The sequence below is a fragment of the Streptomyces odontomachicola genome (assembly GCF_039605595.1).
Taxonomy (GTDB): domain Bacteria; phylum Actinomycetota; class Actinomycetes; order Streptomycetales; family Streptomycetaceae; genus Streptomyces.
This window is the reverse complement of record NZ_JBCFOK010000003.1, coordinates 188,397-214,182: the sequence shown is the minus strand read 5'-3', so window position 1 is coordinate 214,182 and position 25,786 is coordinate 188,397. Positions and strand designations below refer to the sequence as shown.

Below are 25,786 nucleotides of genomic sequence, written 5' to 3'. Positions count from 1 at the left end.
CCTACGCCGGGTCTTCGAAGACCGGTTCCTTGGGCTCTGGCACGTCAGTGAGGCGCTGCCAGCCCTCGTTCTCCAGCTTGATGTGCTGGATGGCGACGGCGTTCGCATTGCCATCCAGGTCGGAGAGGACCTGGTACTCGGAGACCCAGCACTTGTAGATTTCGTACCTCAGGGCGACCTGGCCGGCCTCGTTCAGAACCTCGATCTGGATGGTCTTACGGAAGTCCTCAAGGGACATCTCCTGGGTACGCTCGGTGTCGGGCCCCCGTGCATTGTTGTAGTCCCAGACCTTGTTGGCCCATCGGTCGAAGTCCGGGTCGTGGGTCACGCCCCGTTCCAGCGTGATCGCCTCGTACTCCGTCCGGCCCGGGTTCTTCCTGCTGGTACTCGCATCAGCGCCGTTTCGGTGCGGGACCACCTCGGTGGTCCGCTTGAGCGGGCTCACCTTGCTGATCCCGGCGACATAGTGGCTGTCCCACATCACCCGGAATTTGAAGTTCTTGTACGGATCGACCCGGGTCGCGTTGACCGTGAACTGTGCCATGACACCTGCCCCCTCACACCTGTCACACCTGGAGCGCCGGCGATATCTGCTGGATGTGAACGATCACGAACTCCGCCGGCTTGAGCGGGGCGAAGCCGACGAGGATGTTGACGATCCCGCGGTCGATGTCGTTCTGCGGGTTGTTCTCCCCGTCGCACTTGACGAGGTACGCCTGCTGGGGCGTGCTTCCCTTGAACAGGCCCTGCCGGAAAAGGGTGTTCATGAAGGCCCCCACATTGAGCCTGATCGCCGCCCACAGGGGTTCGTCGTTCGGCTCGAAGACCACCCACTGAGTGCCCCGGTACAGGCTCTCCTCGATGAACAGCGCGGTGCGGCGCACCGGCAGGTACTTCCACTGGTCGGCGAGCCGGTCGGCACCGCGCAGTGTGCGGCTGCCCCAGGCGACCGTGCCTGCGCCGGGAAGCGTCCGCAGGCAGTTGACGGCGAGCGGGTTGAGCCGGCCGTTCTCGCTGTCGGTCATCTTGACCGCCAACTCGGCCACGCCGTTCAGGGATGCCTCCGTGCCCGCTGGGGCCTTGGCGACGTTGCGCTCACCGTCGGTGCGGGCCCACACCCCGGCGAGGACTCCGCAGGGCGGGAAGTCCGTGAGGCCGCCGTGCGCGTCCTCCATCCTGAGCCAAGGGAAGTACACAGCGGTGTTACGGGCATGGGAGCCGACGGCGTTGCGGAGGGCGCCGACACCCGCTGCCGCGTCATCGACGCTGGTCCACTTGTACGGGGCGTCGATGAGGAGGACGGCCCGCCGCTCGGTGCACAGGGCGGCCGCCTCGAGGAGCAAGTCGTCCGAGAGCGCTGCGTCCCGGGCGACCGGGGGCACGCAGAGCATGGTGAACAGATCGGTCTCGCGCAGCAGGGGGATGCCGCTGCGGGCCACTCCGTCGCTGCCCCTCAAGTCCGTGTCGTCAACGGCCGGTCCGTCGCTCCCGCCCGTCGCCTTGACCGGGTTCTCCTTTGTCTCATCCGGCCGCACAAAAAGGTCCTCCTTGGCTCCTACGGCGGACGCGGCCGCGACAAGCTGGGACGCCTCCAGCGCACGGACGGGGCTGCGCGGGGATTCCCTGTCGGCGACGATGTTGCGGAAGATCTCCTCTGCTCCGGTGGCGTCATCACGGACGGTGAGGTTGTAGAGCTTGCCGGCCTCGCCGGGCCCCGGGTCGCCGGTCGCGTGGTCGACTTCGGCGGTCAGCTCGTTGCCCCACGCACCGGGGTCGCGGGCCCGCAGCGGAAGGTACTTCGTCTTGCCCGCCTCCCCCGGGGCCTGCGGGTCCACCATGGGAAGACGCAGCGACGCCTTCTCGGCGCCGTCCCGGCCGCCCACGCCCTTGTGCACATCGGCCACGCCGAACTCGTCGCCCGCTGCCGCCGGCTGCGAGGTTTCCGGAGGCTTGCCCGGCTGGTTGCCGGAAGCCGGCACGACCGGGGCCTGGTCGTCCGCCGCCAGTACTTTCCAGAGGCTGCCGTCCTCATCGGCCTTCGCATCGGCCTTGACGGTGTACTCCGAGGGCGTGCCGTCGCTCTTCTTGATCCTCAGGACGTACATTTTCGGGTCGGCGGGGTAATTCACCCGCGCGCGAAGCTTGTTGCCCTCCGCGCCGACAGCGCGTGCCCGCAGCTTGATCTTGTCCGTCAGTTCGATCACCGCGGCGCGCGCCGTGGGCGCGACACGGACGATCTCGGCCGCGGAGCCGCCGTTCTGGAAGTAGTGCAGCACGGCGTAGCTCATCAGGCTCCGGTCTGAGCGGTCGCCGTAGATCCGGACGAAATCCGACCAGTTGGTGATGGCCCGCGGACGGTCGACGGGCCCGCGTATCGCCGGGCCGACGAAGGCGGCCACGGCCGTGCTCACCCCGGTGATGGTGCGGACCGAGCTGGGCAGTTCATCGATGTACACGCCCGGATAGGACACGTTCACTGCCATGGCCTGCTCCCCTGCCTGGCTTTCCCGTCCGCTCATCGTGCGAGGAGCACGTCACCATCGCATCAATCGGCTGTCACCATCGCCGCTGGGACGTACAGCCTGGAACCGCAGGCAGCGGCTTCAGTCCGGCCGGTGACAGGGCGTTGACGCCCCGCTGACAGGCGCCGCCTAAGGTGACCGCCGGAACAAGGGGGCGGGTCATGCAGCAACTCCGGCAGAACACTTGGCGCTTCTGGCCCTTCGGCCCCGGATCGGCCCTGCTCACGAGCGCGGTCCTGCTCATCATCCAGGTCACCGGCTTCTTCCTCCTCCGGGCGTTCGCCGACTGGCCCGATGAAGGGCTGCAGCCCGGTGTCCTGATCGGCCTCGTGGCCATCTCCTCCCTGCCGGTGCTGCTGATGCTCTTGGAGAACGTCGCGGCCGGGGGCGGATCCCTGGGCGGCTTCGGGTTCACGCTCAACTTCGGCGCCGTCGCCGAATCCGCAGCCGAGCAGGCGCCAAGCGGCGATATTCCACGCAACATGGGCGCTTCCGAGGGGCTGGACATCCAGCCCGGCGGCCCCCACGTGCTCATGGCAGTCGAGGCGTTCGCCAAGAACGACCTTGCCGTCATCGATCTGGAGGACGGTACTGCGTGGTGGGAGACCCGCCTCGCCGTCGTCTGCGCCGGCGCGCAGCGCCGCGGAAGACCTCGGGCGATCGCCTTCGTCGCCACGGACGCGGGCCACCCCCGAGTCTTCCAGGGCTGGGCTCAACCTGGACTCATGCTGGGCGCGTTGACCGCCTCCGACAGCGCGCTGCGCAATGCCCTCGACACAGCCGCTGTCACCACGGCCCGGTGGAACTTGGCACTCCCGCCGTGCTCACCGACCGAACCACCGCGAACGGCGGCGGAACTCCGGCCCCTGGACCCGAGGCTGGCTTTCACCGGCACCGTACGCAGACCCGATGCTGCCGAACAGGTTCTCCTCCAGGAAATGAGCGAACTCGAGAGGCAGCACGGCCCGAAGACCGTCAGCATCACCAGACTGAACGATCTGTTCCGTGCTTTCCTGCACAGAGAGGCTCTGGATGAGTCCCTTTCCGAACAGGAGAGGCTGCGGTCAATCTTCTGCACCGACACGGAATACATCGCCGTGACCCGGAGCGGACGCTACATGGGTCTCGTGCCACGAAACACAATGATCACCAATCTGTTCAGGGAAACCCTCTTCCCGGAATTGAACTGCGACAACTGCCCGTCCACGTACGGCAAACGACGTTCGCCGCGGTTCCGGTGACGCTGCCGTGACGCAGGAACAGAAGGATGGCGCCGTGAACGCATCCCGGGGCGGGAGCGCCAACGTCCTGATCCTGCGCGCGTGGCGAGAGGCAGGACACGTGAACGGATTACGCGTCAGGATCATCGAAGTCAGCGACCGGCAGGATCAGTCGGTCGCCATGGCTGCAAGCACCGACGAGGTATGCGAAGTGGTGCGCGGTTGGCTCGACCGACTGCCGCCTCCGGATGCCCTATTCCCCCAGCGCCCGGTGACGGAGCAGTGACGCGCGGCTGATAGCCGGTTCACAACGGCACCCCTATCCTGCGGTCGATGCATCGCATCTCCGGGGGGAGGCACGATGGGCGCACAACTAGCCCGCAGCATAAGCGTTCACCTGCTGCGAGGATGCACCGTCACCGTCGACGACACCTTGGTTCCGATGATCAGTAGCGCCCAACGGCTGCTCGCCTTCCTGGCAGTTCAACGGCGCCCCCTCACCCGCTCCCACGTGGCGGAATCCCTGTGGCCTGATACTCCTCCGGCCAAGGCGGCGGCAAATCTGCGGTCGGCACTTTGGCGCGTTCACAAGTCGTGCGAGTGCGCCGTGAAGGGCTCGGCGCCCCAGTTGCAGCTCGCCCCGGGGGTGACGGTGGACCTCTTCGGTGTACAGGAAAGGGCTCACCGGCTCCTCGACCGACATACGCCGTGCGACGAACTCCTCACCCCGCAGGTGTGTGCCGAGCTCTCCGCCGACCTGCTCCCCGACTGGTACGACGACTGGCTGATCGCGGATCGTGAGCGCCATCACCATTTGCGATTACACGCGCTGGAATCGCTCTGCGATCGCCTTTCCTGCGCGGGTCGGTATGGGGAATCGATCGAGGCCGGACTGGCCGCGGTACAGGCCGAACCACTCCGAGAGAGCGCGCACGCCACCCTCATCAGGGCGCACATCGCCGCCGGAAACAGGTGCGAGGCTGCAAGGCAATACGAACGGTGCCGCAGCATCCTTCTGCAGGAGATCGCGTTGGAGCCGACGCCCGAACTGCGAAGCTTGCTCCCCGCCTCACTCATCCGATGCTGAAGCACTGTCAGGGCGGCGCAGCGCCGCACCGGACGACACCGACCAAGAGCTGCACCGCCCTTGCGTGCTTTCCTTGATCAGCGAGAGCGGGACGGTCGCCTCGCCTTTCATCCAGAAATCCTTAGCGAACCCGAGGTTCTTCATCTCAACAAACGCGGCGTGGAGACAGTTCGTCTCTCGCGGCACGTCACCAGAAAATACGCTGAAGAACTCGTAGAACGGGTGCCATTCGTAGCGGTCCTGGAACCAGGCGTGCACCGTTCCCGCGGAGAAGTCAACCTCCACATCCAGTCGGTCGATAGCACCGAACGCAAAGCGCAGGTCTTGGTCAGTGTAGAGGCTCTGCGTGATGGTGATGTGGAACGAGGTGACTCCGCTGCTTCGTCCGGGCGGGATCCTTTTCAGGATTTCGTGCTGCACATTGACGTCTCGGGTGAGCAGTGCAGAAAGGTTGGCATCCTCGTTGTAGTCGTTGCCGTACCCGTCGCGCAGGTACCAGTCGACGTGCTTGCGGGCGATCGGCTTGTCGCCGAGTTCCTCACTGACCGCGATCGCGATCACGTCCTGTGGATCGAACTGCCCACAAACCAGGCCTATCAGGAAACCGCTCTTAGGATCCTGCCTCACATCACGCCATCTGCCGCTGGGCTGATGTTCGTGCATTACTCCCGGATGAAACACTGCCGGCGGCGTTGTCGGTGGTTTCGGCGCGACGCCCTGGGCCTGCACCGGAACCGCAGAGAAGTTCCACGACACCCATCCCCGCTGCTGTTGCGAGAGACCGGGCGTAGCCAGTCCCGACACTTGTCCATCGAGGCCCACACGATCCGTCGCGGCGAGCCCCGGCACATGGCGTCGCTCCGACTGACGGTTCGCTCTCTGGTTTCGCATCCGCTGCCGTTGAGGGTCCATCCCCCTATATGACCGCCGACCCGTCAACCAAACGTCACCGAACCTTGTGGCGCCCTTCCTTCATGTCCCCCGGACGTGCGCGGAGCCGACGCCGCCCGCCAGACGTGCGCTCGTTATGCCATGCGGGACAGAAAGTCCTCCAGCCAGTCGACCGACGACGCGACCTCACGTGCGGTGGAGGCAGACAGAAGCGGTCCGGCCAACCGCAGCAGGCTCGTCAGCTCCACGGCATCGGCCGAGCCGCACCACTGACGGGCGATGAGCTCTCGCAACTCGTCACGGGCTCCGACACACATCAGCGCCTCTGCGACGGTCCCGGCACAGTATCTGGTGCTCCTCGGGCTCTCGCGCATCTCACCGAACAGCTTTGCCGCTCGGATCGCCGCGTCGCGTGCACGGTCGTCGCCCGCACCAATCTTCTTGGCAAGCGCGGCATACCCCAGCAGCTGATCGAACTTAGAGTCGATCCGCTCCAACTGCGCCAAAGAATCCTCGTACTGTCCAAGTGCCGTGAAAGCCGAAGCGATTGCCACGAGCACTCGGTCTTCGGGCCGGTCGCTCTCCCCGTACAGAGCAAGAGCCACGGCCGGACGTCCCGCTTCCGTCAGCGCCCTGGCTTTTCCAGCCCGCACTTCCTCGCGAGAACCGGCCGACAGGTCGCCCTCAGGCGGAGATGCCGACTCCGCGCCCAGAATGCCCAACAGGCCTGACACCATCCCGAACATCTCTGTTCGGGAGGAATAATCCCAGGACTCGGTGAACTCCCCTGGACGGACCGCGCACACGGCGCGGTGGAGTCTGTCCACAGCTCCCGCCCGGTCCCCCTGATCATCGAGTGCCTTCGCGATGGCGACCCAGAAGTGCGCTCGATCCACGAGCAGCCACGAGTCGGGGAGCCGGTCGGCGAGTGCGTCGGCCTCGACCACGAGACCCACACGTGCCAAGGCTCCTGCCAGCCGACTCCCGTAGGACGGGACTATGTTCTCTGCGGGGTCCTTCCGCCACGCCGTCTCCGCTGCGCGCAGTGCCGATTGAGCTGCCGGGATCTTGTCGAGGTCCGCGAGGGCGATGCCGGCACGGTAGAGGACACCTCGCCGATCGGCGGCCGAAAGCCCTCTCACCAGGTTCTGCGCTTCTACCAGCGCATGTACGGCGTCATCCGCATTGTCATCTGCGTTCGCGCCCCAGTACACCAAGGCGTCGGCATGCTGTAGAGGGTCCGCAATCCCAGCGATGACCGGAGAGGCCGCAGCGGACTGGCTCGAGTCGACGAGGATACGAGCGAGCAGGTTCGTTGTCTCGTACCCTCCGTGAAGGTCCGCGTCCTCGGCCCTCTGCCGCGCCGTGCCCACGTCCCCGTGTCGGACCAGCAGTTCGAGAACGTCGCCGGTGAAATGGTGCCTGATCGGCGTAGTGCTCGTGAGGCGCAGGTTTTGTTCGTCCTCGGCCAGGAGAGCTTTGGCAGCCTCCTGGCTGCCGGCAGCGATCTCGTGCAGAGCGATCGCCCCGGTGATGTGGGACCGTGCATCGGCAGTGTCGGCGCTCGGAGCCACCTCGTATGCGCGTTCCACGGCACCGGAGCCGAGCAGCCCTGTGACGACGACAAGGAGAGCATCGTCGGCTCCCCCGATCGATTCGGCGGAGTGCCACGGTGGCAGGACGGAGAACTGGACAGCGCTTGTCTCTGCGTCCCGCATCACCTCAACGACGGCCAGGGCCTCGTTGAAGCGGCCCTGTCGGACGAACGCGGCAGCCACGGCCTTGCCCGGGGCAGCCCGCTGCACCGGGTCCATTTCGCGCATGACCGCGAGAGCCAGTTCCGGCCGGTCGGCATTCGCCAGAGCCAGTGCCGCCCACAAGGGGTAGGCAGGGGAGGTGGCAACAACACGGGGGCTGCGCTCGTTCGCCATGGCCGCGTCGTGGAGCTGGACGGCGAGCCGCTGAGCCTCGTCGGGCATGCCGAGGTGGTCCAGCAGGAGAACCAGATCGTGAGTGGTCCTGTCGGAGGGCAGCTCTTCGCCGTCCACGTCTCCAACAGCCGCTCGGGTCAGCGCCGTGGCCCGGGCAGTGTCACCGAGGGTCAGCCAACCGCTTGCCACGTTCACGCGGGCCGACGCTCTTGTACCGAAGTCGAGTTGAACGGAGGACAGTGCTGCCTCTGCGGCTTCCAGACGGCTTCGTGCCCCGTCAAGATTCCCCCGTCGCACCTCTGCTTCCGCCAAGTGGGCCGTCACTGCTGTGCGGAGAGCAGGGTTGTGGAGTCGTCGGCTCGTCGCCTCCGCATCGGCCAACTGCCCCACGACGGAGTAAGCCACAGCTAACGGCCCCCAGATGGTGTCGAGTTGCTCAACGGGTACGGAACGCGCGACACATGACGCGTGCTGTCCGGTCCGGTCCAGCAGTTGCCGTGCCGCCTGCTCGTCGACGCCCCACAGGAAGACCGCGGCAGCGGCCAGCACGCGCACGTGCTCCGTCGAGGGAACCGCTGTGTCAGCAAGGCCCAGGGACTTGGTCACCAGCCCTTCGTCGGTCTCGACTCCGAGGTCCGAGAGCCGCTGCCATACGGCAAGGAGGTCGTCGAGCACGCCCAGTGCCGTGTCCTCGTCAGCGATGTCGATGAGCGCGGAAACCGCGGCCCGGGCGGCCGTGGCGCCCGCGTCTGTCCAGTCATCACCAGGTTCCGTGCCGGCCTCGCCCAGCAGCGCCATGGCAGCATCGGCGAGCGTCTTCGCCCGCAGGCGTGGATCCGGAATCGTTTCGTTGAGCTTCGGAAGGCGTCTGTCGTCCCCCAGCAGCAGCCACGCGGCATGGACCGTGGGGGCCCGTGTGGTTTCGATGCTCGACAACATGTGGGACAGCAGCGGGTAACGGAATAGCCGCGGCAATGCGGCCGCCGACGAGTCCACCGTGGCTTCGTGCCTCGCGGCAGCGATACCGAGCGCCAGATCGGCCAGGTAGGCGGCTGGTGTGAGGCCGGCACGGGGCTTGGCCGCTCCGTAGTCTCCCGCGTCGAGAAGCTCGAACAGCTCCTTCCACAGATGCCCCTCGTACAGATGGCTCGCACAGTGCGTCAGGGCGTACCGGTACACCGACGGGGCCACTTGCTCATGCGGATGGGTCCACGATTCGGCGAAGAGGTGCCGAAGACGCCGCGCCACCTGGGAGTGGGTGCCGACCACGTCGACATGGAGCTCCGGTTCCGTGCGGAGCTCCGGCGCCGTCACAAACTCGGCCAGGGTGGCGTGGTAGAAGCGATGACGCCCCTTCTCCTCGGCGAGGAACTGACCCAGTCGCCGCAGAGCTGTGGCCAAGTCCGACGGGTCGGCGATGATGCCACCGAGGGCCCGCAATTCGTCGAGGCCGACCGGTTCGGACGCGATGCTGAGCACTTCGAGAAGCGGGCGGTAGACGGCGGCCCAGGCGTCGAGGAGCCCGGTCCGTCCCGTCAGGGGGTCGACGATGCGCACATCGCGGGCGCCTGCGGTGCTGCGTATCTGCCGCAGGAAGAACCTGTACAGGCCGGTGATGTGCTGTGGGAGTTCACGCAAGGCGAGCAGGTCGCCCAGCGCAGCCGCGGCCTCGATGGAGATCCCGGCTTCGTCGACTGCCCGTGCGAGTGCGTCCAGGTAGCCGATGTTGCCGTTCGCCTTGAGCATCGCTTCCCGCACAAAGTCCCCCGGGTCGCGGCCGGCTTCAGCCAGAGTCCGTGCGGCCGGCGGCAGAGTGGACAGGTGCCGTGTGTACCGACGTAAGTCCCCAGCGACCCGGTCATCGTGCGCTGCTATGCCCACGTGCGCGAGCACATGGGACTGCCTCTCCAGCAGGGCTGTCACGTCGAGGCTGGGCCGCGAAGCGACGACGAGACGCAGGTTGGGCGGCAACTCCGGCAGGTGTGCCAGCCACTCCAGAAGGCTCTGCTCTCCGCCGATTGCCGCCGACTCGTCGAGTGCGTCGATGAGTACGACGAGTTGGACGCCAGGCTTCATCCGTTGCAACGCATGGGCCGGATCGAAGAGGGCCATGCGCTGGAGATCGGCCGACTCGACGAGCAGCGGGTCGCTGACCCATTCGCCGATCTGCAGCCCGGTGGCCTTACCCCTGGCGCGTTCGACGTCCTGGGTGATGTGCATGACCGTTTGGTGGAACGGCGAGGTGAGCAGTCGTTTCACCTCCGCGCCGACCGCGTGGCCCCCGTCCGCAACTTCTCCGAACCGCTGCGTCACCTCGATGCGAATCTGTTCCGTCGTGAAAAGCTCCGGAAAAACGGAAGCCAGCTGAAACCCCACCCGTAGCAGAAGTCCGCGTGCGGTCGGATCGGCCAGCGGGGCGCGCTGGTCACGCCGGATGAAATACCGTGGCCATGTCTGGTGGTCATGGGCGAGTTGGGCGAGACAGGCACTCTTGCCTGCTCCGGGTACCGCGGTGAGCAGCACGATACGGACGTCATCACGGTCCAACTGTCGCTGGATGTCCTCGGCCAGCCAGTCACGGCGCAGGAAGTGCAAGGATTCCACATGCGAGTCGACAACGGACTCGAAGAAGAGATCACTCCTCCGCATGAGATACGCCGGTTCCCACTCGGAACGGGCCTAGCCGATCTCGTCGATTTCCACGGCGGCACCGGAGACGGCCCGGTCGGCTTCCTGGGTCACATTCACATCGCCCTTGGTCATCTTCTTTGCTCTCAGGCCGACTTGCGATTCCATCTGGTTCACCTTCTGGACGATCGCGATGTGCGGGCCTGCTCGTTTCACCTCGCTCAGCACGCGCTCGATTTCCGCACGCAGGGCGTCGTCCCGCTCGCACTCGGATGCCAGCAGCGCCGTCATCTCCTCGGTGTGGAGCTCCGGCCCTTCGGCGAAATCCCGGACTGTCTCCTCGTGTTCGGTTCCAGTGAAGCGCGTCCGCAGCCGGGAGAAGAGTTCCTGCGTCTTGAGCCACACGCTATTGCCTGCAGCTCCGGCAAAGTCCTCCGCCGCTCTGGCCAGGAAGGGGGCCAGGAGGGTGACGGCGCCGGCAGCCAGCGTGAACGGATCCATGTGGATTCCCCCCTTCCGCCGCGTAGAGGCACTGCCTCCCCACGTAAAAGCTTCCGCGGGAAAAGTAACGCGACCGCGAACAGAGGTCAATGCAATCTTCCCGATTTCGAGCAAACTCCCAAAGGATCATATCTTCTGGGTTGAGCTGTATCCACTGTCGACTGATCAGCCTTTCCCGTGGCCGCACTTCAGATTCAGCGGAAACGCGCGATGAGCATAATCAGCCCCTCTCCCATCGATGCCACCGTCACGCTGCAGAACCGACCCATGAGGTCCATTCGCGACTCGCGCCAGCCTCGGCTTTGTCTACCTCACCGGCCTCAGACGCATGCGTATTCCCAGGGTCACGTGAGTGGTTGGCGCCACGACTCCCTGCTCTGCTTTCCCTAGAGGGACGAGGTAGTCGTCGACTGGTTCTTGCTGAATCCGAGAAGAATTCGAGAAGAAGCTGCAGGCGGCTCGGAGAGAGAGCCGACGACCTGTTACGAGTGTCGGCGCCGTGACGGACATCTGATGCCCGTGGGCCGAGTGCCCACAGAAGGATACCGTGGGATGTTCGAGCTGTGTTCGAGCCCATTCGGCCTATGGAACGGCCCGCTGTGACGGCCTCACACTGGCCCCCGCTGGTGCAACAACGGCGGGGAGAAACCCATGGGGGACCAATTCCTGGCTGGAAAGCTGGAGAGGCTCGCGGCAAGCCTGGAGGGGCTTCGCGGAGCCGGTACGTCGGCCGTTTTCGTTGACCGTATCACGCAGTTGCAGCAAGTCCTGGACCGTATGCGGTACGTCAGCGCCGGCGAGGTGCGCATCGTTGCGCTGGGGGCCAACTCCTCGCTGAAGTCCACGGCGCTGCGGCTGTTACTGGGTCGTACCGATGACGTACTCGCGGTGGCTCCGGGGGCTGTCCGCGCGACGGCGGCAACGGAGCTGCGGCTCGTCCAAGGCGACGGGACCGGCGGGCCGCCCACGGTCGAGGCGACGACGCTCACGGAAGAAGGCGCGCTGCGCCGGGCCCGCCGCCTGCTTGACGTCGAGGACGACACGTCGCGGACGCTGACGGAGCTGAGCGAAATGCCGCACCAGAACGCCCCGTTGGTGCGGGAGATGGTCGAGAGTGCGAACCTGCTCGATTACGGCAAGCGGATGCCCCTCGAAGACCTGTTCGCCCGTACGCGGTCGATCACCTTCAGCGCGAGCCCGAGCTGTCCGCTCATCGCGCGGATACGGGCGACGGTGCGCGTATCGCCTGACGTGTGGCCTCTCGACTGGGCCGGGGGCCGGTCCGTTGTCGTTGTCGACACGCCCGGCTGGCGCCCGGGCGGGGCCCTGGAGGACGCTGTCGTCGCCGAGATGCAGAGCCGCGCGCACATCGCTCTGCTCACCGTGGCCTGCAGCGGCGGTACGGAGTTCGGCACGCCGCGCACCGCGCCCGAGCCGCACTGCGTATTCGTGGCGACCCGCCTCGACGCGGTCGACAATCCGCGCGACGGCAACTCGCTGAGTGCCCTGGAGACCTCGGTTGCCGCCCTGTTGCGGGACCTTCACGCGCACGGGCGGCCGGGGCGGGATGTGCGCGTCGCTGCCGTCAGCGGACCGTGGGCGGCGGCCGACGAGTCCGCGTGGCACGCCTTCGACCCGAAGAACCCGGACCTGTGGGCCAGTACACAGCCGGCGCGGGAGGCATGGCGTGAGGCCGCGTGGGACACGTACGCGGCGACCGGCGACCGACTGCGCAGCGCCGTCGAGGGCGCGTTGGAGGACGGAGGAGTCAAACGCCTGCGCGGCCTGGTCGAGGAGTTGGCCAAGAAGGACGCCGCGCGGGTCGACTCGTTGGAGCTGGAGCAGCTGATCGAGGACGGGCAGCGGCTGCTCGGAGAGGTGGGCGCGCATGTCCCCGCCACCGCGCAGATCGAGCTGCGTGAGCAGGCGGCGCGTGACGACGCACGTCCCATCGCCGAGCTGCGGCGTATCGCCCGGGACCAGGCGGACGCGGCGGTCTACGCGGCGGACGCGTGGTCGGAGGTGCGGCTCGCTCTGGAGCGGAACGGCACCGGCGGCTCGACGCCGTCCGACGTCCTGGAGCCCCTGCGGCGGCTCGACGTCGCTCAACTCGCCACGCAGGCATTCACCGGGACGAGGGCCGAGCTGTCTCACGTTCTGGCCCAGTGGTGGGCCGCACACACAACGGAGGAGTTCCTCGCGGGCTCCGCTCAGCAGCAGACGGACGCGGACCATGCCGAGGCGGACAGCGAAGCGGCCGCGCAGATCGACGCGATGGCCGAACGGCTGCTTCATCAACTTGCGGGCCGTCCGGCAGCCGACGGCCTGCCGCGCACTGCCACGAGGCTGCATTTCCGGCAGGTCGCCCGAGTCCGCGAGGAGTTGGCCCGGCTCATGGAACGGCGTCTGATCGACAAGTTCGAGTCCGACGTCGTCCTGACGCAGAAGGCACTCGGTGAACTCCTGGTCCAGCAGCGGTTGGACCTGGAGAAACCCGCAGGGCCGATTGCGGTGCTTCACCAGGTCCGCGCCGAACTCCACGGCCTGTCGATGGCGAGGGCGGGCAGTGTCCGTTGACCGGCCGTCGCTGGAGCTGTACGGCCAGGCGGACGGCGTCGGACTGGTGCTGCGCCGGGGCACGGTCCCGGGGCGCATAGAGCGCGTCGATGTGCTCGACGGCTCGGCCGTCATCAGCACGACGTCCTTCACCCCGCCTGTCAATGGCGCCGCGGGCGACGCGGCTCTCGCCCTCACACCGTGGCGGCGCCGTCCCGCACAGCCGACCGTGGTGGTCCACTACCGCCGCCATCAACCCGAATCCCGCGTTCCCGCCCCCCGGGCGCGTAGCAGCTTCCGGTTCGACGCGGACCAGATCGGAGACCGACCCATGGCCCAGGCCACACCCGAGGGCGTTCCCGCGCCCACCGCGGGCCCCGATGTCATCAGCGCATTCTTCGACTTCGGCACCAGCCGCGCAGTGTGCGGGGTGTTCGACCACCGCCAGGTCGGCGGCAGCTACGCGGCGCTGCCCGCCGAGGGCGTGGAGCGGGCTCGCGGCCTGCTGCCGGCGCCGCTCTTCGACACCGGCCCGTCCACGGACCCCGTGCGGGAGATCGAGCACCGCACGATCGGTATCCCGCAGGCCCGGGCCGCGGCCTGGCGCGAGATCTTCGCCTGCGCGCCGCTGAGGGTGCACCACCTCAGCCACACCCGTACGCGCACCAGCGATCTCGTCGTCACCGGGGAAAGCGTCGACTTCGCCGGCGACGTCCCGGGCAAACGGCTGCGAGGCGTCAAACGCTACCTGGCAGATCTCGACAGTGAGGTGCCGGGCACGGGGCTCCAGGGACGCGAGCTCTTCTGGCGGGTCTACGCGCGGTTTGCCGAGCTGGTGGTCGAGGAGCTGCACCTGCCGCGGAACATAGGCTCGTTGAGCGTGGCCTTTCCCACCAAGCTTCCGCCGGACAAGCGGGACGAGTTACTCAAGGTGTTGCGCCCGCTTGCCACGAAAGTGGAGATGAACACCGACGAGGCGGTGGCCGCCGCCGGATTCTCGATGATGAAACGGCTGGGCGCTGACACCCTGCTCGGCGTCGAGGCGTTCACCCTGCACGCCCGTTGCCCTGAGGGCGGCCGCGCCTGGGAGCAGCCGGCGGTCTGGAAGAAGGCACGCGCCTGGCATGAAAATCTCCTGGTCATCGACGTGGGCGGGGGCACCACGGACTGCGCTCTCATCAAGGTGGCCGTCGTCGACGCCACCCCGGCCGCCGCTGGGGAGAGTCCCGGCAGGTTCTACAAGCTCCAGCCCCAGGTCCTCGCCTCGGGCGGGCGGCTCCATCTGGGCGGGGACCGGCTTACCGCCGAACTCTTCACGCTGCTGCGGGACAAGTTCGGCTTCCGGCGCGGCGACACCCGATTCGACCGCGTGGAGAAGGCCACGCCCCGCAAGGAGCTGTTCGACGCCCTGTGGGAAGCGGCGGAGGCAGTGAAAACGCGGGGGCTGCACGCAGAGACCCCCACGCCAGTCCGCGTCGCCCCCTCAGCCCTGCCCGGTGACGGGCAGGGGCCGGGGGACGTGTCGGTGCGGTGGCCGGATTCGCTGGGCGGCGGAGGGGCCACGCAGCCGTCGGAAACGGCGACGGTTGACGGCGATGAACTCGCCGAGCGTGTCCGCACCATGGTCGCCGAGATCGCCTGGCTGGCGGGCGGCATCGCGCGCGGCGGACTCGATGTAGCTGACGGTGAGAACGAGAGCGTGGACCGGGTGCTGTTGTCCGGGGGCTCGATGCATTCCGGGGTGCTGCGCCGGGGAATCGAGGAGGAACTGCGCCGGCGCTTCGAGCGCGACGGCCTCGCCCCCACCTTCGAGGTCGAGTTCGATCCGCTGTTCGTCAAGACGGGCACCGCGGTGGGCGGTGTCTACCTCGACGCCGTCTCCAGCTTGAGCCCGGACGCCGAGGACGCGGAAATCCTCCCCGAGCTGCGGAGCGGCATCTCCTACCTGGACGTGGACGTCAGCCGGCTGCATGTGAACCTGGCGGCCGACTTTCATCTGCGGATGGGCGTTCAGGAAGCCTATGCGGTACCTCTGTTCCGGCGTGGGCAGCGCCTGGAGCTGGAACCGGGCGGCAGGGCGTTCGCGGAAGGAATGCGCACCTACCCCGTGCGCGCCGTGCTCGAGGTGCACCGTTACGACGTGCCCAGCGAGGGCCTGGATTCTCCCGACTCGCTATGGGCCACCCATCTGATGCTCGATGAGGAGGCGGACCGGCTCGGCGCGGCAGGGGTGCATGCCCGCTTCGAGATCAACCAGGAGGAACGGGTCAGGCTTCTGCTGTGCAAGGGGGAGCCCGGATGGGTTCTCACCGGTGAGCCGGTGGAAACCGGGCACGTACCGGAGGGTCTCGTCCTGCCGCCGGGCCCGCTCGCGGCAGAGGCGACACCGACACTGCGGTACTCCCTCTACCAGGACGTGTACCAAGTCGGAGTGGGTCTTGTTGAGCGGACACCCCTGGCGTTCGCGGGCGATCCGGTGCCGCAGGGTGGGCTGTTGCTGCATGTGGCCTCGCGGCGGATCCCCCTGTACTGGGGGAAGCCCGAAGCGCCGGCCGGACCGGATGCGGCACCCGGCAACGAGAGCGCCGAGGACGGAGCACGCCGTGACTTCGGGACGCTGACCAACGTGCCCGAGGGCGATGTGTGGGTGTCCATCGACGCCGAAGGCGCGCTTCGCACCCACCGGAAACGCCCCGAGCGCCGACAGGTGAAGGGAGGGCCGCTCGACCTCATCGATGCCGAACCCGGATCCGTTTATCAGGCGGATCTGACGTCCGGCCAGACCTACGACGAGACCAAGGACCCGTTCAGTGGAAAGCTCTGACACCGTACCCGTCGGCGAGGCCGCCCCGGTGGGTGCGGCACCGCAGGCGTCGCCCACATCCGACTCCGGTGGTGGCGGCCTCGCCGAGGCGTTGTGCGCGGATCTGAGCACCGTCCTGAGCACCCCGGTCACCCCAGTGGACCTGACGCCCCGTCACGATGGTGCGGCGGCACCGCTGCTCGGGCTCATCGGCCTGGCCGAAGCCGGCCGCTGCCAAGTCGCCTGCCGGCTGCTCGCGGAGTGGGTACGCGCCGACACGGTGCAACGTGGCGAGGAACCCGAGCTCTGGGGGCCGTCACAGGTGGAGATCGCCACCTTGCTCGCCCGCGGGCAACGGCTGCTGGCCGGGCTGCGGCTCATTCCCCTGCCCGCCGGCCTGCCGCCGCATCGGGCACTCGAGGACCTGCTCCCCACGGTGGCCGAACTCCTCGGCGCCATGCGCAGGGTGGCACTCGTCGAGCACGCGCAGGCGGTCTGCGTACCGGGCTGGAGCGCACGGCTGCGCCTGCTCGCCGAACGCGACGCACTCGGCCGGGCGGAGCAGGCGACCGCAGATCCCGGCGGGTGGGTGATCGCGGCCCACGGGCTGGCTGCTTCGGCGTTCGTGCCCGATGCGGCGGAGGGGAGCGTCTGGTCGCAGCTCATGGCCGTGATCCAGGATCAGGCGCTGCGGGCGCTGGCCGACCTGGGCGAGGCACAGGAGGGCGAGGGCGAACTGGACCGCCGCGGCTCGGCGGACTTCAGCACGCTCGTCGACATGGAGGGCAGTGCGACCTTGGACGAGCATCCCACGCGGACCGGCAACGTCCTGCAGATCGTCCGCTTGCCGCGCCGGTACGCGGGACGGGTGGAGAAGGCACTGGTACTGCTCGCCCCCCGGAGCGGCGGATGAAGATACTGCCCCTTTACGTCCTCGCCGACCGTTCGGCGTCCATGGTCGCCCCGGTCGGCTCCGGTCTCGCGATCGACGTGGTCAACACCGTGCTGCGCCAGCTCGTCTCCCAGCTGGCGAAGGACCCCACGATCCGGCGGGCCGTACGGCTGTCGATCATCTCCTTCGCCGATGACGCACGCGTCGATCTGCCGCTGACCCGGCTGTCGTCGACGACGACGGTGCCGAAGCTGGTCGCCTCGGGAGCGACGTCGTTCGCTGTGGTCTTCGAGACCGCCGCACGGACACTCGCCCACGACCTGGCTGGGCTCGGTCCTACGCGCCCGCCACTGGTCTTCCTTCTCACCGACGGCCGTCCCTCCGCGCGGCGCGACCACGACGCGGGCTGGCACGCCGAGCACCAGGAGCTGCTCGCGAGCGCGGGGGCCAGCCGCCGGGTCCTGCTCGTCCCCTACGGCTACGGCGACATCGACCCCCGCACCCTCGCGTCGATCGCCACCGATCCCAGCGCCGCCTACCTCGCGGGCCGCAGCGACTCTCCCGCGCAGGCCATCGAGCGCTTCGCCGAACTCGTCTTCGGCTCGGTGGCGCGCAGCGTGGCATTGGACTCGGAGCAGGTGGTGCCGCCGCCGGGGACCGTGCACTCCTACGAAGAGGACTACTGAGGACTGTTGAGGATCGCCGATGTCGGACTTCCCGGCCGTGGACGCCATGGACCGTCCTTGGTACGAGCCCCCGCTGTTCACGGGTGACGCCGAAGCCGCCCTTCCGCTGCTCGCGTACGACGGAGGGCAGGTGGGCGCGGTCACCGTGCGCGCGGGCTCCGTCGCCGCGGAGACCTGCCGCCCCTACGACAACTGCAACGACACCTTCGCGCTGTGGTCGCACAGGGCAACAGACCTCTGTTTCATGGCGGTTGCCGACGGCGTGGGCCGTTCCGAGGACGCCGGACGTGCCGCGCGCGCCGCGGCCCGCGTAGCGGTCACGGCGTTCCGGGCGAAGTGCGGCGGGCTGCTGGATCCGCGCGGAAGCCACCTCGCGGACCGGGTGCGCGAGGCGATCGCCGACGTGGCGGTCACGCTCGACGAGCTCGCACGACGGCGCCTGGCGAGCAAGGGAGGACAGGGCGGCCCGAAAGTGGCAGGCGGCCACGGCGACTACCGCACCACGCTCGTTGTCGCGGCACTGGTGACGCGCGTGCCCCCCGGTGGGAGGGTTCCCGCTGTCGTGGCCCGTGTCGGCGACTCCACCGCGTGGCGGTTGCACTCCGGCTCCCTCGCGCCCGTTTTCCCCGGCCGGGCCGAGGAGTCGGCGCCCACGGCGGCTCTGCCCGGCAATTTCGCAGCGCTGGAGACTCAGACCCTGCACCTCGGGGACGGCGAAGTCCTTGCCCTGACGACGGACGGCCTGGCCAGGGATGGTCGAGACGAGCATGTACGGGCTTTCGTCGGACGGTTGTGGGCGGCACCACCGACACCGCTGGAGTTCCTCGCCTCGCTAGCCGTACGGCGCAACGACCGTGACGACGACCGGGCGGCGGCGGTCGCTTGGCTCGGACACTGGGAATCCGAGCCCGAGCAGAGCGCGCATGAGGGGCCGGGGTGAGCGCGGTTGGACACTGTACCGTGGTGGTGGCTGCTGATCGCCCTTGCTGTCGTACAGGGCCTCGCCGAGCTGCCGTACCGGCGGCTGCACAATGCGACCTCCGAGGCGGAGCGGTACCGGGCGGCGGTCGCAGAACTGCACCGGCGCCTGCGCGCACTCGGGAACAGCACCCCCGCGCGCCGCACGGCGTTGAACGCGGGCCTGCAGCGCCTGCGCGGCCGACGGCGCACGGCGCTGCTCCGGCAGGCCGCATGGGGGGCCGCCCTCGCCGTGGGCTGGGCGTGCGCCCAGGCGGTGTGCTGGCAGGGGCAGGTGAACGCGCGGTGGTCGGCGCCGCACATCCTCGCCGGCAGGATCGCGGTACTGCCGATCGTGGCTGCGGTCGTCTTCCTCCTGCTGCTGTGGCTGGCCCGATGGATCGCGGGCGAACCCGCGCCCTTCGACCGGTCGTTGGCGTACGTCGTGCGGTTGACCGCCGGCGCACTGCTGGTGGCGCAGCTGGCGCGGGGTGAGGCAGCGGTCGGCACACAACTGAGTGTGGCCATCGTCGCCGCGGCCCCGATGGTCCGGCGGATCATCGCGACGCTGTCGCGGCATGCGCCACAGCTGTCGTCGAATACACAGGCCACAGCCCTGGTGGACGAGATCGACCCGCCGCCGCGCACTGCCGCACGGCCGGTGCCCCCGCAGAGCGCGCCCCCTCGCAGACCCTCCTCACCGGGCAGGACCCGCGATTCACCCGGCAGAACCCGCAGCTCGCCCGACAGAACCCGCGGCTACCCGATGATCGACGTCTTCCCCCTGACCGACATCGAGTTCGCGGAGCGGAGGGCCGGCGTGCTGCCGGCACACATCCGCCCCGCACGGCCGCCGATGTCCGAACCGGGCCTCGTCAAACTCTTCGGCCCGAACGGCGCGGTCGAGACCGGCACACAGGGTGAACGGCCGCGCAACCCCGTACGGGCCCTCGCCCCCTACCGCGAACTCCTCTCCAGGGTCAGCTCCTTGGCGACAGCCGAACGCGCCACCGCCGACCGGGTGCTGCTGTGGCCCCGCGCCGTTGTAAGCGAGGGAGAGGAGGCGGTGGGCGTCCTGTACGCGCCACTCGCGACGCCATTCGTCCTGGCCCGCAGTGGTAGTGCCCAGACCGGTGACTACTTGCTCGACGAGGAACCGGAGTACACCGGTGCTCAGGTGCCCACCTCCCGCCAGCGTGCCGAACTCCTGCGGGATGTCGTCCTCGCCCATGGCCTGCTCCATCGCATCGGTCTCGCCCACGGTGACACCAACTGGAAGAACTTCGTCTACGGTGTCGCGGCCGGGCGGGGACGTGGCCGACTCATCGACATCGACAGCGTCACCTCGGTGGACGATCCGCGCCCGCCTCTGATGCACCAGCCGGGCTGGGGCGACGACCGACGGATGGCTCCCGTGGTACGCGACATTCACCGGGTCGCCTTACTGGTGGCCCGCCTTGCCGGACCCACGCCGGACTGGGACCGGGAGGAGCCCCCCACTCATGCGGAGCCCTGGTTCACGCCGCCGCTCCGCTCGCTGACCACACGCGCTCTGGCCGGCCCCGAAGACGTCACTGTCGCGGAGTTCGTAACAACGCTGACGGCCGCGCTTCGCACATGACCCTGCACCAGCGGGCGGGACAACGCCCCTTCACAACACCTCCTAGCGCGTGATGCCCAGGAACTCCGCCACTTCACCGAGCACATCGCCAGAACCGGTGGAGCGGAGGAGGGCTACCCGCTCATGGAGACGAACTCATGCCGCAGATCGGCACCCGTTCTCGCCCGGCGCGCCCGGGTTGCAACGTCAGCTGTCCCGGCTGTCGTTGCCGTCCAACATCCGCTGGTAGCCCTTTCGCCGGCCCTGGACGAGCCGGTCGAGTTCAGCCACAAGCTGGGCCGCCCGCTTCTCCCCCAGTCTGCGCCGTGCCACGGCGTGGAACTCCTCGTCCCCCAGACCGGCGCGTTGATCGTTGATCCACGACAAATCCACGGTCGGGAGTTCGCCCGGCAGCATGCCCGCGCCGATGAGCGCGGCCAGTGTGTGGTCGGCCGCCTCGGCGTATCGCCGCTGCCCGCTGAGCGCCCTCGCGAGTCTTTCGTGCGCTGCCTTGCGCAATCGCGGTTCGAGGGTCCGGTCGGCGTGAGTGACGCACAGGGCGAGTAGATGGGCGGCTTCGTCGGGCCGTCGGCTCGCAACGATCTCGCTGAGCCGCATCAGCGCCTTCGCCTGCCCGGTCTCCTGGCCCGCCTCCTCGAAGCGGAGCAAGGCCTGACGGACCTGGCGCTCCGCACGGTCGTCATCGCCGTGCTCGTGCGCCAAGCGTGCCAGCTCGTTGTGGCAGTTCCCCCTTTGCTCCGGGTCCCGCAGTCCGTTGCGGGTCTGCAGGGCCTCGGTGAACAGTTCCTCGGCCCGTCGCGAATCGCCGAGCCGCCGGACGACCATTCCCAGTTGGTACCGGCTCGACGAGGCCGCCTCGTCGTCCCCCGCCCGATCGAAGCCGTCGACCGCCCGCTCGAACCACCGTCGCGCCTCGTTGAGCTTGTCCTGATCCTGTGCCAGGCGGCCAAGTTGGTGGTGTGACTGCGCGCGCCAGCCAGCTTCGCTCCGCAGATTGAGCGCCGATCGGTAGTGCCGACTGGCGTCATCGAACCGGCTCTGCCGCTGCGCGATCAGGCCGAGTTGCTGCTCGGCTCCCGCTGCCAGATCGTTGTCTCCCAGGAACCGGGCCTCACGCAGAGCGGCCTCGTACTGCCGCGCCGCCTCGTCGAGGCGCCAGGCGTCCAACAGGCAGTGCGCCTTGAGATCCATCCCGCACGCCAGTGCCTCCCGATCGGGAGGCAGTTCGCCGTCGGACGCTGCGTCGATGATGTGGTCGGCCAGCTCCGGCAGCTCGGCCGTTCTGCCGGTGCGCCTGCGGACGTCGGTGACAACTGCCAGACATCCCTTCCACCATTGTTCACGTTCCCTGAGGGCGGTTAACAACGCCGCCGTGACATTGGCCTCTTCGCGGACCGCAATGTTGCGGGCGGTTCGCCGGTTGCCCAATTCCTTCCCGGTCATCACCGGCCACAACGATGTCTCGCCGAACAGCCGGGCGTGGGCCCGGCAGAGCGCTCGCCACTCCGGTTCAGCCAGCTGCTGGCGGGCGATTTCGAGGAGGAACGGGTGAAGGGTGGCGAAGCCGCTGTCACGGGTGCACGGCCGTCCGGTGCCCGTTTGTTCCAGCTCCCGCAGGGCGGGAGTCGCGAACAGGGCGGTGTCCACCCCTTCGGCTGCGACCAGCGCAGCGTACGGCTCCACCAACGGGAAGGGGACGCTGCCCTGGAAGGGGGCCAGAATTTCGACGGTGCGCCGGGTTTCCGGCTCAAACTGCTCCCAAGCCAGGGCCACAGCCTTCCGCCACGGTGCCGCAGACTCTGTGGAACCGTGGCCAGAAGCCAGGGCGAGGGCGGCCGCGGGAAGCCCGAGCAGGCTTGCCGTCCTCTGGGGTGACAGTTCGTCCTGGTCAAGATTGAAGAGCTGTGCGAGATCATCCGTGCCGAGCGGGGCGAGTTCGTGCCTCACGACGTGCTCGCCCAGGAGCCAGACCGCGTCGCCGCGCGCCGCCACCAGACACCGACAGCCCCGCTCGGCCAAACCTGCGACGAAGTCCCGGAACTCGCGCAGAGACGTCATCGGCCAGGAGGCAGCGCCGTGCCGGGCGGCGTCGACGTGGTCGAAGAGTACGACCGCAGAAGGACCGCCGTCGTCCAGGGCGTTCCACGCGGGATGCGCCGTCATCCGGCGTAGTCCCTCGACCGCGGTGTCCCACGTGGCCAGGTCGACGCGGTGCAGGCGGCTCGCGAAACCGGTCGCCGTCCACCACTGTTCGAGGTGATCGAGGAGCGCGGTCTTGCCCGCACCGATCATGCCGCGCAGCAAGACCCTGGGCGTCTCCCCGAGCAGCCGCTCGATCCTGGCAATGTCACTCTCCCGCCCCAGCAGCGGCGGAAGCCGCGGCATCACGGAGGACGAGGGCTTCGGCTCGACAGCGGGCCGAGGCCGTGAGCGGGGCGCCCACCGCTCCAGGACAATCGGAATCATCCAGTCGTCCAGCTCTGCCGTGCCGCCACGGCCGGTTCGCCGTAGGCGCTCTCCGTGCAGCGCCTGACGGGCGGCGAGCAGTCCGCGGCTCGCGCAGCCGCCTCGCAGTAGCCTGCTGTAGAGGGCAGGGAGGACAAGGTCGACCGCGGATTCGGTGACCTTGTACGTCATCGCCACCACCGTCGGAGTCACCGTGGAGGCGAGGTCGTACGCCAGCGAGGCCCCTGCCGCCGCCGACTCGCACGCGTTCAGCACGATCACGGCGGGGCAAGGCGACCGCTCCAGTAGACCGACCACGGCTGTGTCGGGCACGGGGTGGGCTCCGCGTTCACCCGACGACTCGAAGAGCAGGTACGCCACCGTGCGGTTCGTTTCGTCGCCGTCCGGTGTGGGCGCGCCCCGGTAGATCCCACGTCGTACACCCTGGACGATCTCCTTGGAGGTGGCCACGATTCCATGGACGTCGAAGTGCACGGCGAAGCGCGCTCCCTCGCTCAGCCGGTCGCGCGCCCGACTCAGATGGTCCTCCAGTGCCCGGAACGTCCCGGGACGGACCACGGACAGTCGGCAGTGCGCTGCCTGGTCCGCGATCAAAGCGGCCAGCGGCCCGGCCACGCTACGGTGCCCGATGTCGGCAGAGCCGAAGGGGCGGGCAACACACAGCACAATCTCCTGGAGCGGCCCAACAGCCCCGGGTTCTCCGGCGGTGTCCCCGGCAGCCAACTGGCGGGTGACCGGGACGGATAGAGCGAAAGGCCGGGAGGAGACGGAGGCCCGCAACAGTTCCCATGGCAGATCCTGGAACTCCCGTGGTCCGACGACCACTACCTCGTCCACACCGGCACAGGCGTCCTCGGTGCAGTCGCTCCACCCCGACGAGCCGACCGGCGGAAGGATGAGCTGCCGGTGAAGATCGACCCCCACCTGCTCGATGGCGGCGAGGACGCTGGCCACCCGGTCACTGTCAAGCTGCGGAAACGCCGTGTGCTCCGAGAAGTACCACTTCATATGGGCCCGAAGCCCGGGAAGGTCCAGTGACTCCGGATCCACCACTGCCTTCCAACTGGCCCGCCCCCGGCGGACTCGCACTGTGAAGGGCCCTGTTCCCCCGGTCCAGATGATCCTGGTCCTCATTCGACGACCCTTACTGTGACCTGCAGCCGACCGTCGTCGTCCGTGGTGTCCTCGTCGACCACCAGCACCTGTGTGCCCGGGCGTACCTTCCGTAACAGGAGCTTGATCATCTCAAAGGCGCCACTGGCGCCGATGCCCACGCTGAAGTCCACCGCCACCTGGGCGAGGTCCGCACCGGGGCCGTAATCGGACTTGGATTCGCTGTCGGTGACCGAGGCCACACCCATGGCGCGGGACCGCTCATCGGCTGCCCAAGCGGCCACGAAGTCCTTAGCAGCGTCGTTCAGTTGCGGGTCGAGAAGCAGAACGAGAGAAATCGCCATTCATACATCATGGCCTGGAAACATCGGATTTCACAGGATGGCATGTAAACCGATGCCCGAACTGCTGCCATTAGGGCCGCAACGGTATTCGGAAGATCGTCATCACGCTGCTGCAGCAACGACAAGCTCTGCTGTGCCACATATCCGAATCTACCTCTCCCCCAACAACATCTTTCGAAGCGTTACCTTGTACGGTCGGAACCGATTGTTTGACGCATAGCGAACGCCCCACGCTCCTAACGCTGCAATTGGCGTACAGAGACTTGGGGGCGGTGACCGTGAGAGCTCCGGGGCTTCAGTTGCCTCAGCTTCTACTGGGCACGGGCCTGGGCTCGTGACGAACAGTCGGAAAGAATTTCAGCTTCACGGCCGCTTGCTCCGTCGGCGGTAGCCCGGCTCCCCATCACGCCCGCAGAAGATGCCCTCAGTGCGGCGGCGCCCCACAACATCCCCCGGCTGCGTGGTGGTCAACGGCATCGGCGGCTGCTTCACCGCCCAGTCCAATATGCGCATGCGGCTCTCTCATCCCAACCTTGATCAGCTTGATCCACGTGAGGAGGGAGGAGTGCGCACAGGTCTTTAACGCGTGAAAGTTGAACTCTGGTGAGACGGCCCGCCTCGGAAAGGGTCTGGGCAGTGGATTGGGGAAGTCGTGCGCAATGGGTTCGCACCAAGGGGGGCCACGGTCGGCCGGGCTCGAATGATCCAGTGCTGACCGAATCCCGCGAGCAAACCCCTGCGGGTGGCGCTCACCGGCGGCCGCACGATGTCACCCATCTGCTATCACTGATCGATGCGGTGCCACCGATGCACGGCAGGAGGGTCACCCGCGGCTCCGACCGCGATAACAATCTGTCGACCGGCCTGTAGCGCAACCGCTACCGGCGCGGACTGCGCCCCGCGGTGCCACCTGCTATCCCTTGCTGCGCGCTCCAACCAGCGGACAACTTCGATCACTCGATACCGTCTTCGTGAGAACTTCGCAACCGCGAAATTCGACCAAAGGTGCGCGATATCGGGAAGCGACGAGCGCCTGGAGTCGAAACCGGTGATACCTGCCCCACCCGCCACCGCCTGGGAGGACTTCGAAGTCCCCGCCCACGTACGAGGCGGCCACGATACCCTCAACCTGCACGGCCACTTGGCCGCCTACGTACCGCAGAAGCCGGCCGCGTACCTGCGCACCTCCTCCGACCGGTTCGGGCTGGAGGCCGGCGTCGACCGGCAGCTCGAAGACGCCGAGGACTGCCGCTCCCGATTGGGCTGGGGCGAGTTCGCCAAGGTCCACCGCGAGAACGAGACCTCGGCCTTCAAAAAGAAGGTCACCAAGCACAAGGGCGGGCGGCCGAGTCCTCGCCCAGCTCGGCGACGAGAACGGCGCCGTGATCCGCGACCCATACGCGCACGGCGTCACATGGCTCATCACCCCTGACGCGACTGCCAGCTGGGAACTGCCAACGGGCGTAGGTGTACAACTCCTCAGTACTGCCGCGTGCCTTGACATGCCGCCAGCCGCCCGCGTCCGCTCACGGATGCTGCATTCGTCCCGTCCATAAGGACCGGCGCGC

Annotated in this window: 17 protein-coding genes; 10 read left to right on the top strand and 7 right to left on the bottom strand. The window is 68.0% G+C overall.

The window, feature by feature from the left end; all coding sequences use genetic code 11:
• Position 1 precedes the first annotated feature (1 nt).
• Together ABEE00_RS06110 and ABEE00_RS06105 are read right to left on the bottom strand one after the other, a co-directional pair.
• The gene (locus tag ABEE00_RS06110) at positions 2 to 544 is read right to left on the bottom strand and encodes a phage tail protein (protein WP_345744215.1); all 543 of its coding nucleotides are present in this window, start codon (positions 542 to 544) and stop codon (positions 2 to 4) included.
• Between the two features lie 22 nt (positions 545 to 566).
• Positions 567 to 2,483 (bottom strand): phage tail sheath C-terminal domain-containing protein, encoded by a 1,917-nt coding sequence (locus ABEE00_RS06105; protein WP_345744214.1) that lies wholly within the window; start codon positions 2,481 to 2,483, stop codon positions 567 to 569.
• A gap of 200 nt (positions 2,484 to 2,683) precedes the next feature.
• On the opposite strand from ABEE00_RS06105, the gene ABEE00_RS06100 reads away from it, so the two are divergent.
• From ABEE00_RS06100 to ABEE00_RS06090, 3 genes are all read left to right on the top strand, one after another.
• Complete coding sequence (locus ABEE00_RS06100; protein ID WP_345744213.1) at positions 2,684 to 3,763, top strand: hypothetical protein; 1,080 nt, start codon at positions 2,684 to 2,686, stop codon at positions 3,761 to 3,763.
• 7 nt (positions 3,764 to 3,770) lie between these two features.
• Complete coding sequence (locus ABEE00_RS06095; protein WP_345744212.1) at positions 3,771 to 4,028, top strand: hypothetical protein; 258 nt, start codon at positions 3,771 to 3,773, stop codon at positions 4,026 to 4,028.
• Between the two features lie 156 nt (positions 4,029 to 4,184).
• Positions 4,185 to 4,829, top strand: coding sequence for an AfsR/SARP family transcriptional regulator (locus ABEE00_RS06090; protein WP_345744211.1), 645 nt, complete (start codon positions 4,185 to 4,187; stop codon positions 4,827 to 4,829).
• Here the strand turns inward: ABEE00_RS06090 and ABEE00_RS06085 are convergent.
• The 3 genes from ABEE00_RS06085 to ABEE00_RS06075 form a co-directional block, all read right to left on the bottom strand.
• Positions 4,812 to 5,585, bottom strand: a complete 774-nt coding sequence (locus tag ABEE00_RS06085; protein WP_345744210.1) for a hypothetical protein — start codon at positions 5,583 to 5,585, stop codon at positions 4,812 to 4,814. The genes ABEE00_RS06090 and ABEE00_RS06085 overlap by 18 nt on opposite strands.
• A gap of 269 nt (positions 5,586 to 5,854) precedes the next feature.
• Entirely contained in the window at positions 5,855 to 10,255 is a 4,401-nt protein-coding gene (locus ABEE00_RS06080) for an NACHT domain-containing protein (RefSeq protein WP_345744209.1), read from the bottom strand.
• A 75-nt stretch (positions 10,256 to 10,330) separates the two neighbouring features.
• Positions 10,331 to 10,780, bottom strand: coding sequence for a hypothetical protein (locus ABEE00_RS06075; RefSeq protein WP_345744208.1), 450 nt, complete (start codon positions 10,778 to 10,780; stop codon positions 10,331 to 10,333).
• Positions 10,781 to 11,431: 651 nt separating this feature from the next.
• Between ABEE00_RS06075 and ABEE00_RS06070 the strand changes: the two genes are divergently transcribed.
• Genes ABEE00_RS06070 through ABEE00_RS06045 form a run of 6 tightly spaced genes read left to right on the top strand, consistent with a single transcriptional unit; the run spans position 11,432 to position 20,295 of the window.
• Positions 11,432 to 13,357: a hypothetical protein gene (locus ABEE00_RS06070; protein ID WP_345744207.1), complete on the top strand. Its 1,926-nt coding sequence runs from the start codon at positions 11,432 to 11,434 to the stop codon at positions 13,355 to 13,357.
• Positions 13,347 to 16,160 (top strand): Hsp70 family protein, encoded by a 2,814-nt coding sequence (locus ABEE00_RS06065; protein WP_345744206.1) that lies wholly within the window; start codon positions 13,347 to 13,349, stop codon positions 16,158 to 16,160. Before ABEE00_RS06070 ends, ABEE00_RS06065 begins: the two co-directional genes overlap by 11 nt.
• Entirely contained in the window at positions 16,147 to 17,052 is a 906-nt protein-coding gene (locus tag ABEE00_RS06060; RefSeq protein WP_345744205.1) for a serine/threonine-protein kinase, read from the top strand. Before ABEE00_RS06065 ends, ABEE00_RS06060 begins: the two co-directional genes overlap by 14 nt.
• A complete protein-coding gene (locus ABEE00_RS06055) occupies positions 17,049 to 17,717 on the top strand; it encodes a vWA domain-containing protein (RefSeq protein WP_345744204.1) in 669 nt (222 codons plus the stop codon). Before ABEE00_RS06060 ends, ABEE00_RS06055 begins: the two co-directional genes overlap by 4 nt.
• 19 nt (positions 17,718 to 17,736) lie before the next feature.
• Complete coding sequence (locus ABEE00_RS06050; protein WP_345744203.1) at positions 17,737 to 18,657, top strand: protein phosphatase 2C domain-containing protein; 921 nt, start codon at positions 17,737 to 17,739, stop codon at positions 18,655 to 18,657.
• Positions 18,658 to 18,663: 6 nt separating this feature from the next.
• Entirely contained in the window at positions 18,664 to 20,295 is a 1,632-nt protein-coding gene (locus tag ABEE00_RS06045; protein ID WP_345744202.1) for a hypothetical protein, read from the top strand.
• 186 nt (positions 20,296 to 20,481) lie between these two features.
• Here ABEE00_RS06045 and ABEE00_RS06040 read toward each other — a convergent pair whose 3' ends face one another.
• The gene (locus ABEE00_RS06040) at positions 20,482 to 23,715 is read right to left on the bottom strand and encodes a tetratricopeptide repeat protein (RefSeq protein ID WP_345744201.1); all 3,234 of its coding nucleotides are present in this window, start codon (positions 23,713 to 23,715) and stop codon (positions 20,482 to 20,484) included.
• Positions 23,716 to 23,891: 176 nt separating this feature from the next.
• A complete protein-coding gene (locus tag ABEE00_RS06035) occupies positions 23,892 to 24,218 on the bottom strand; it encodes a hypothetical protein (RefSeq protein ID WP_345744200.1) in 327 nt (108 codons plus the stop codon).
• 1,048 nt (positions 24,219 to 25,266) lie between these two features.
• Between ABEE00_RS06035 and ABEE00_RS06030 the strand changes: the two genes are divergently transcribed.
• On the top strand, positions 25,267 to 25,650 hold the full coding sequence (locus ABEE00_RS06030; protein WP_345744199.1) for a recombinase family protein: 384 nt from the start codon (positions 25,267 to 25,269) through the stop codon (positions 25,648 to 25,650).
• Positions 25,651 to 25,786 lie beyond the last annotated feature (136 nt).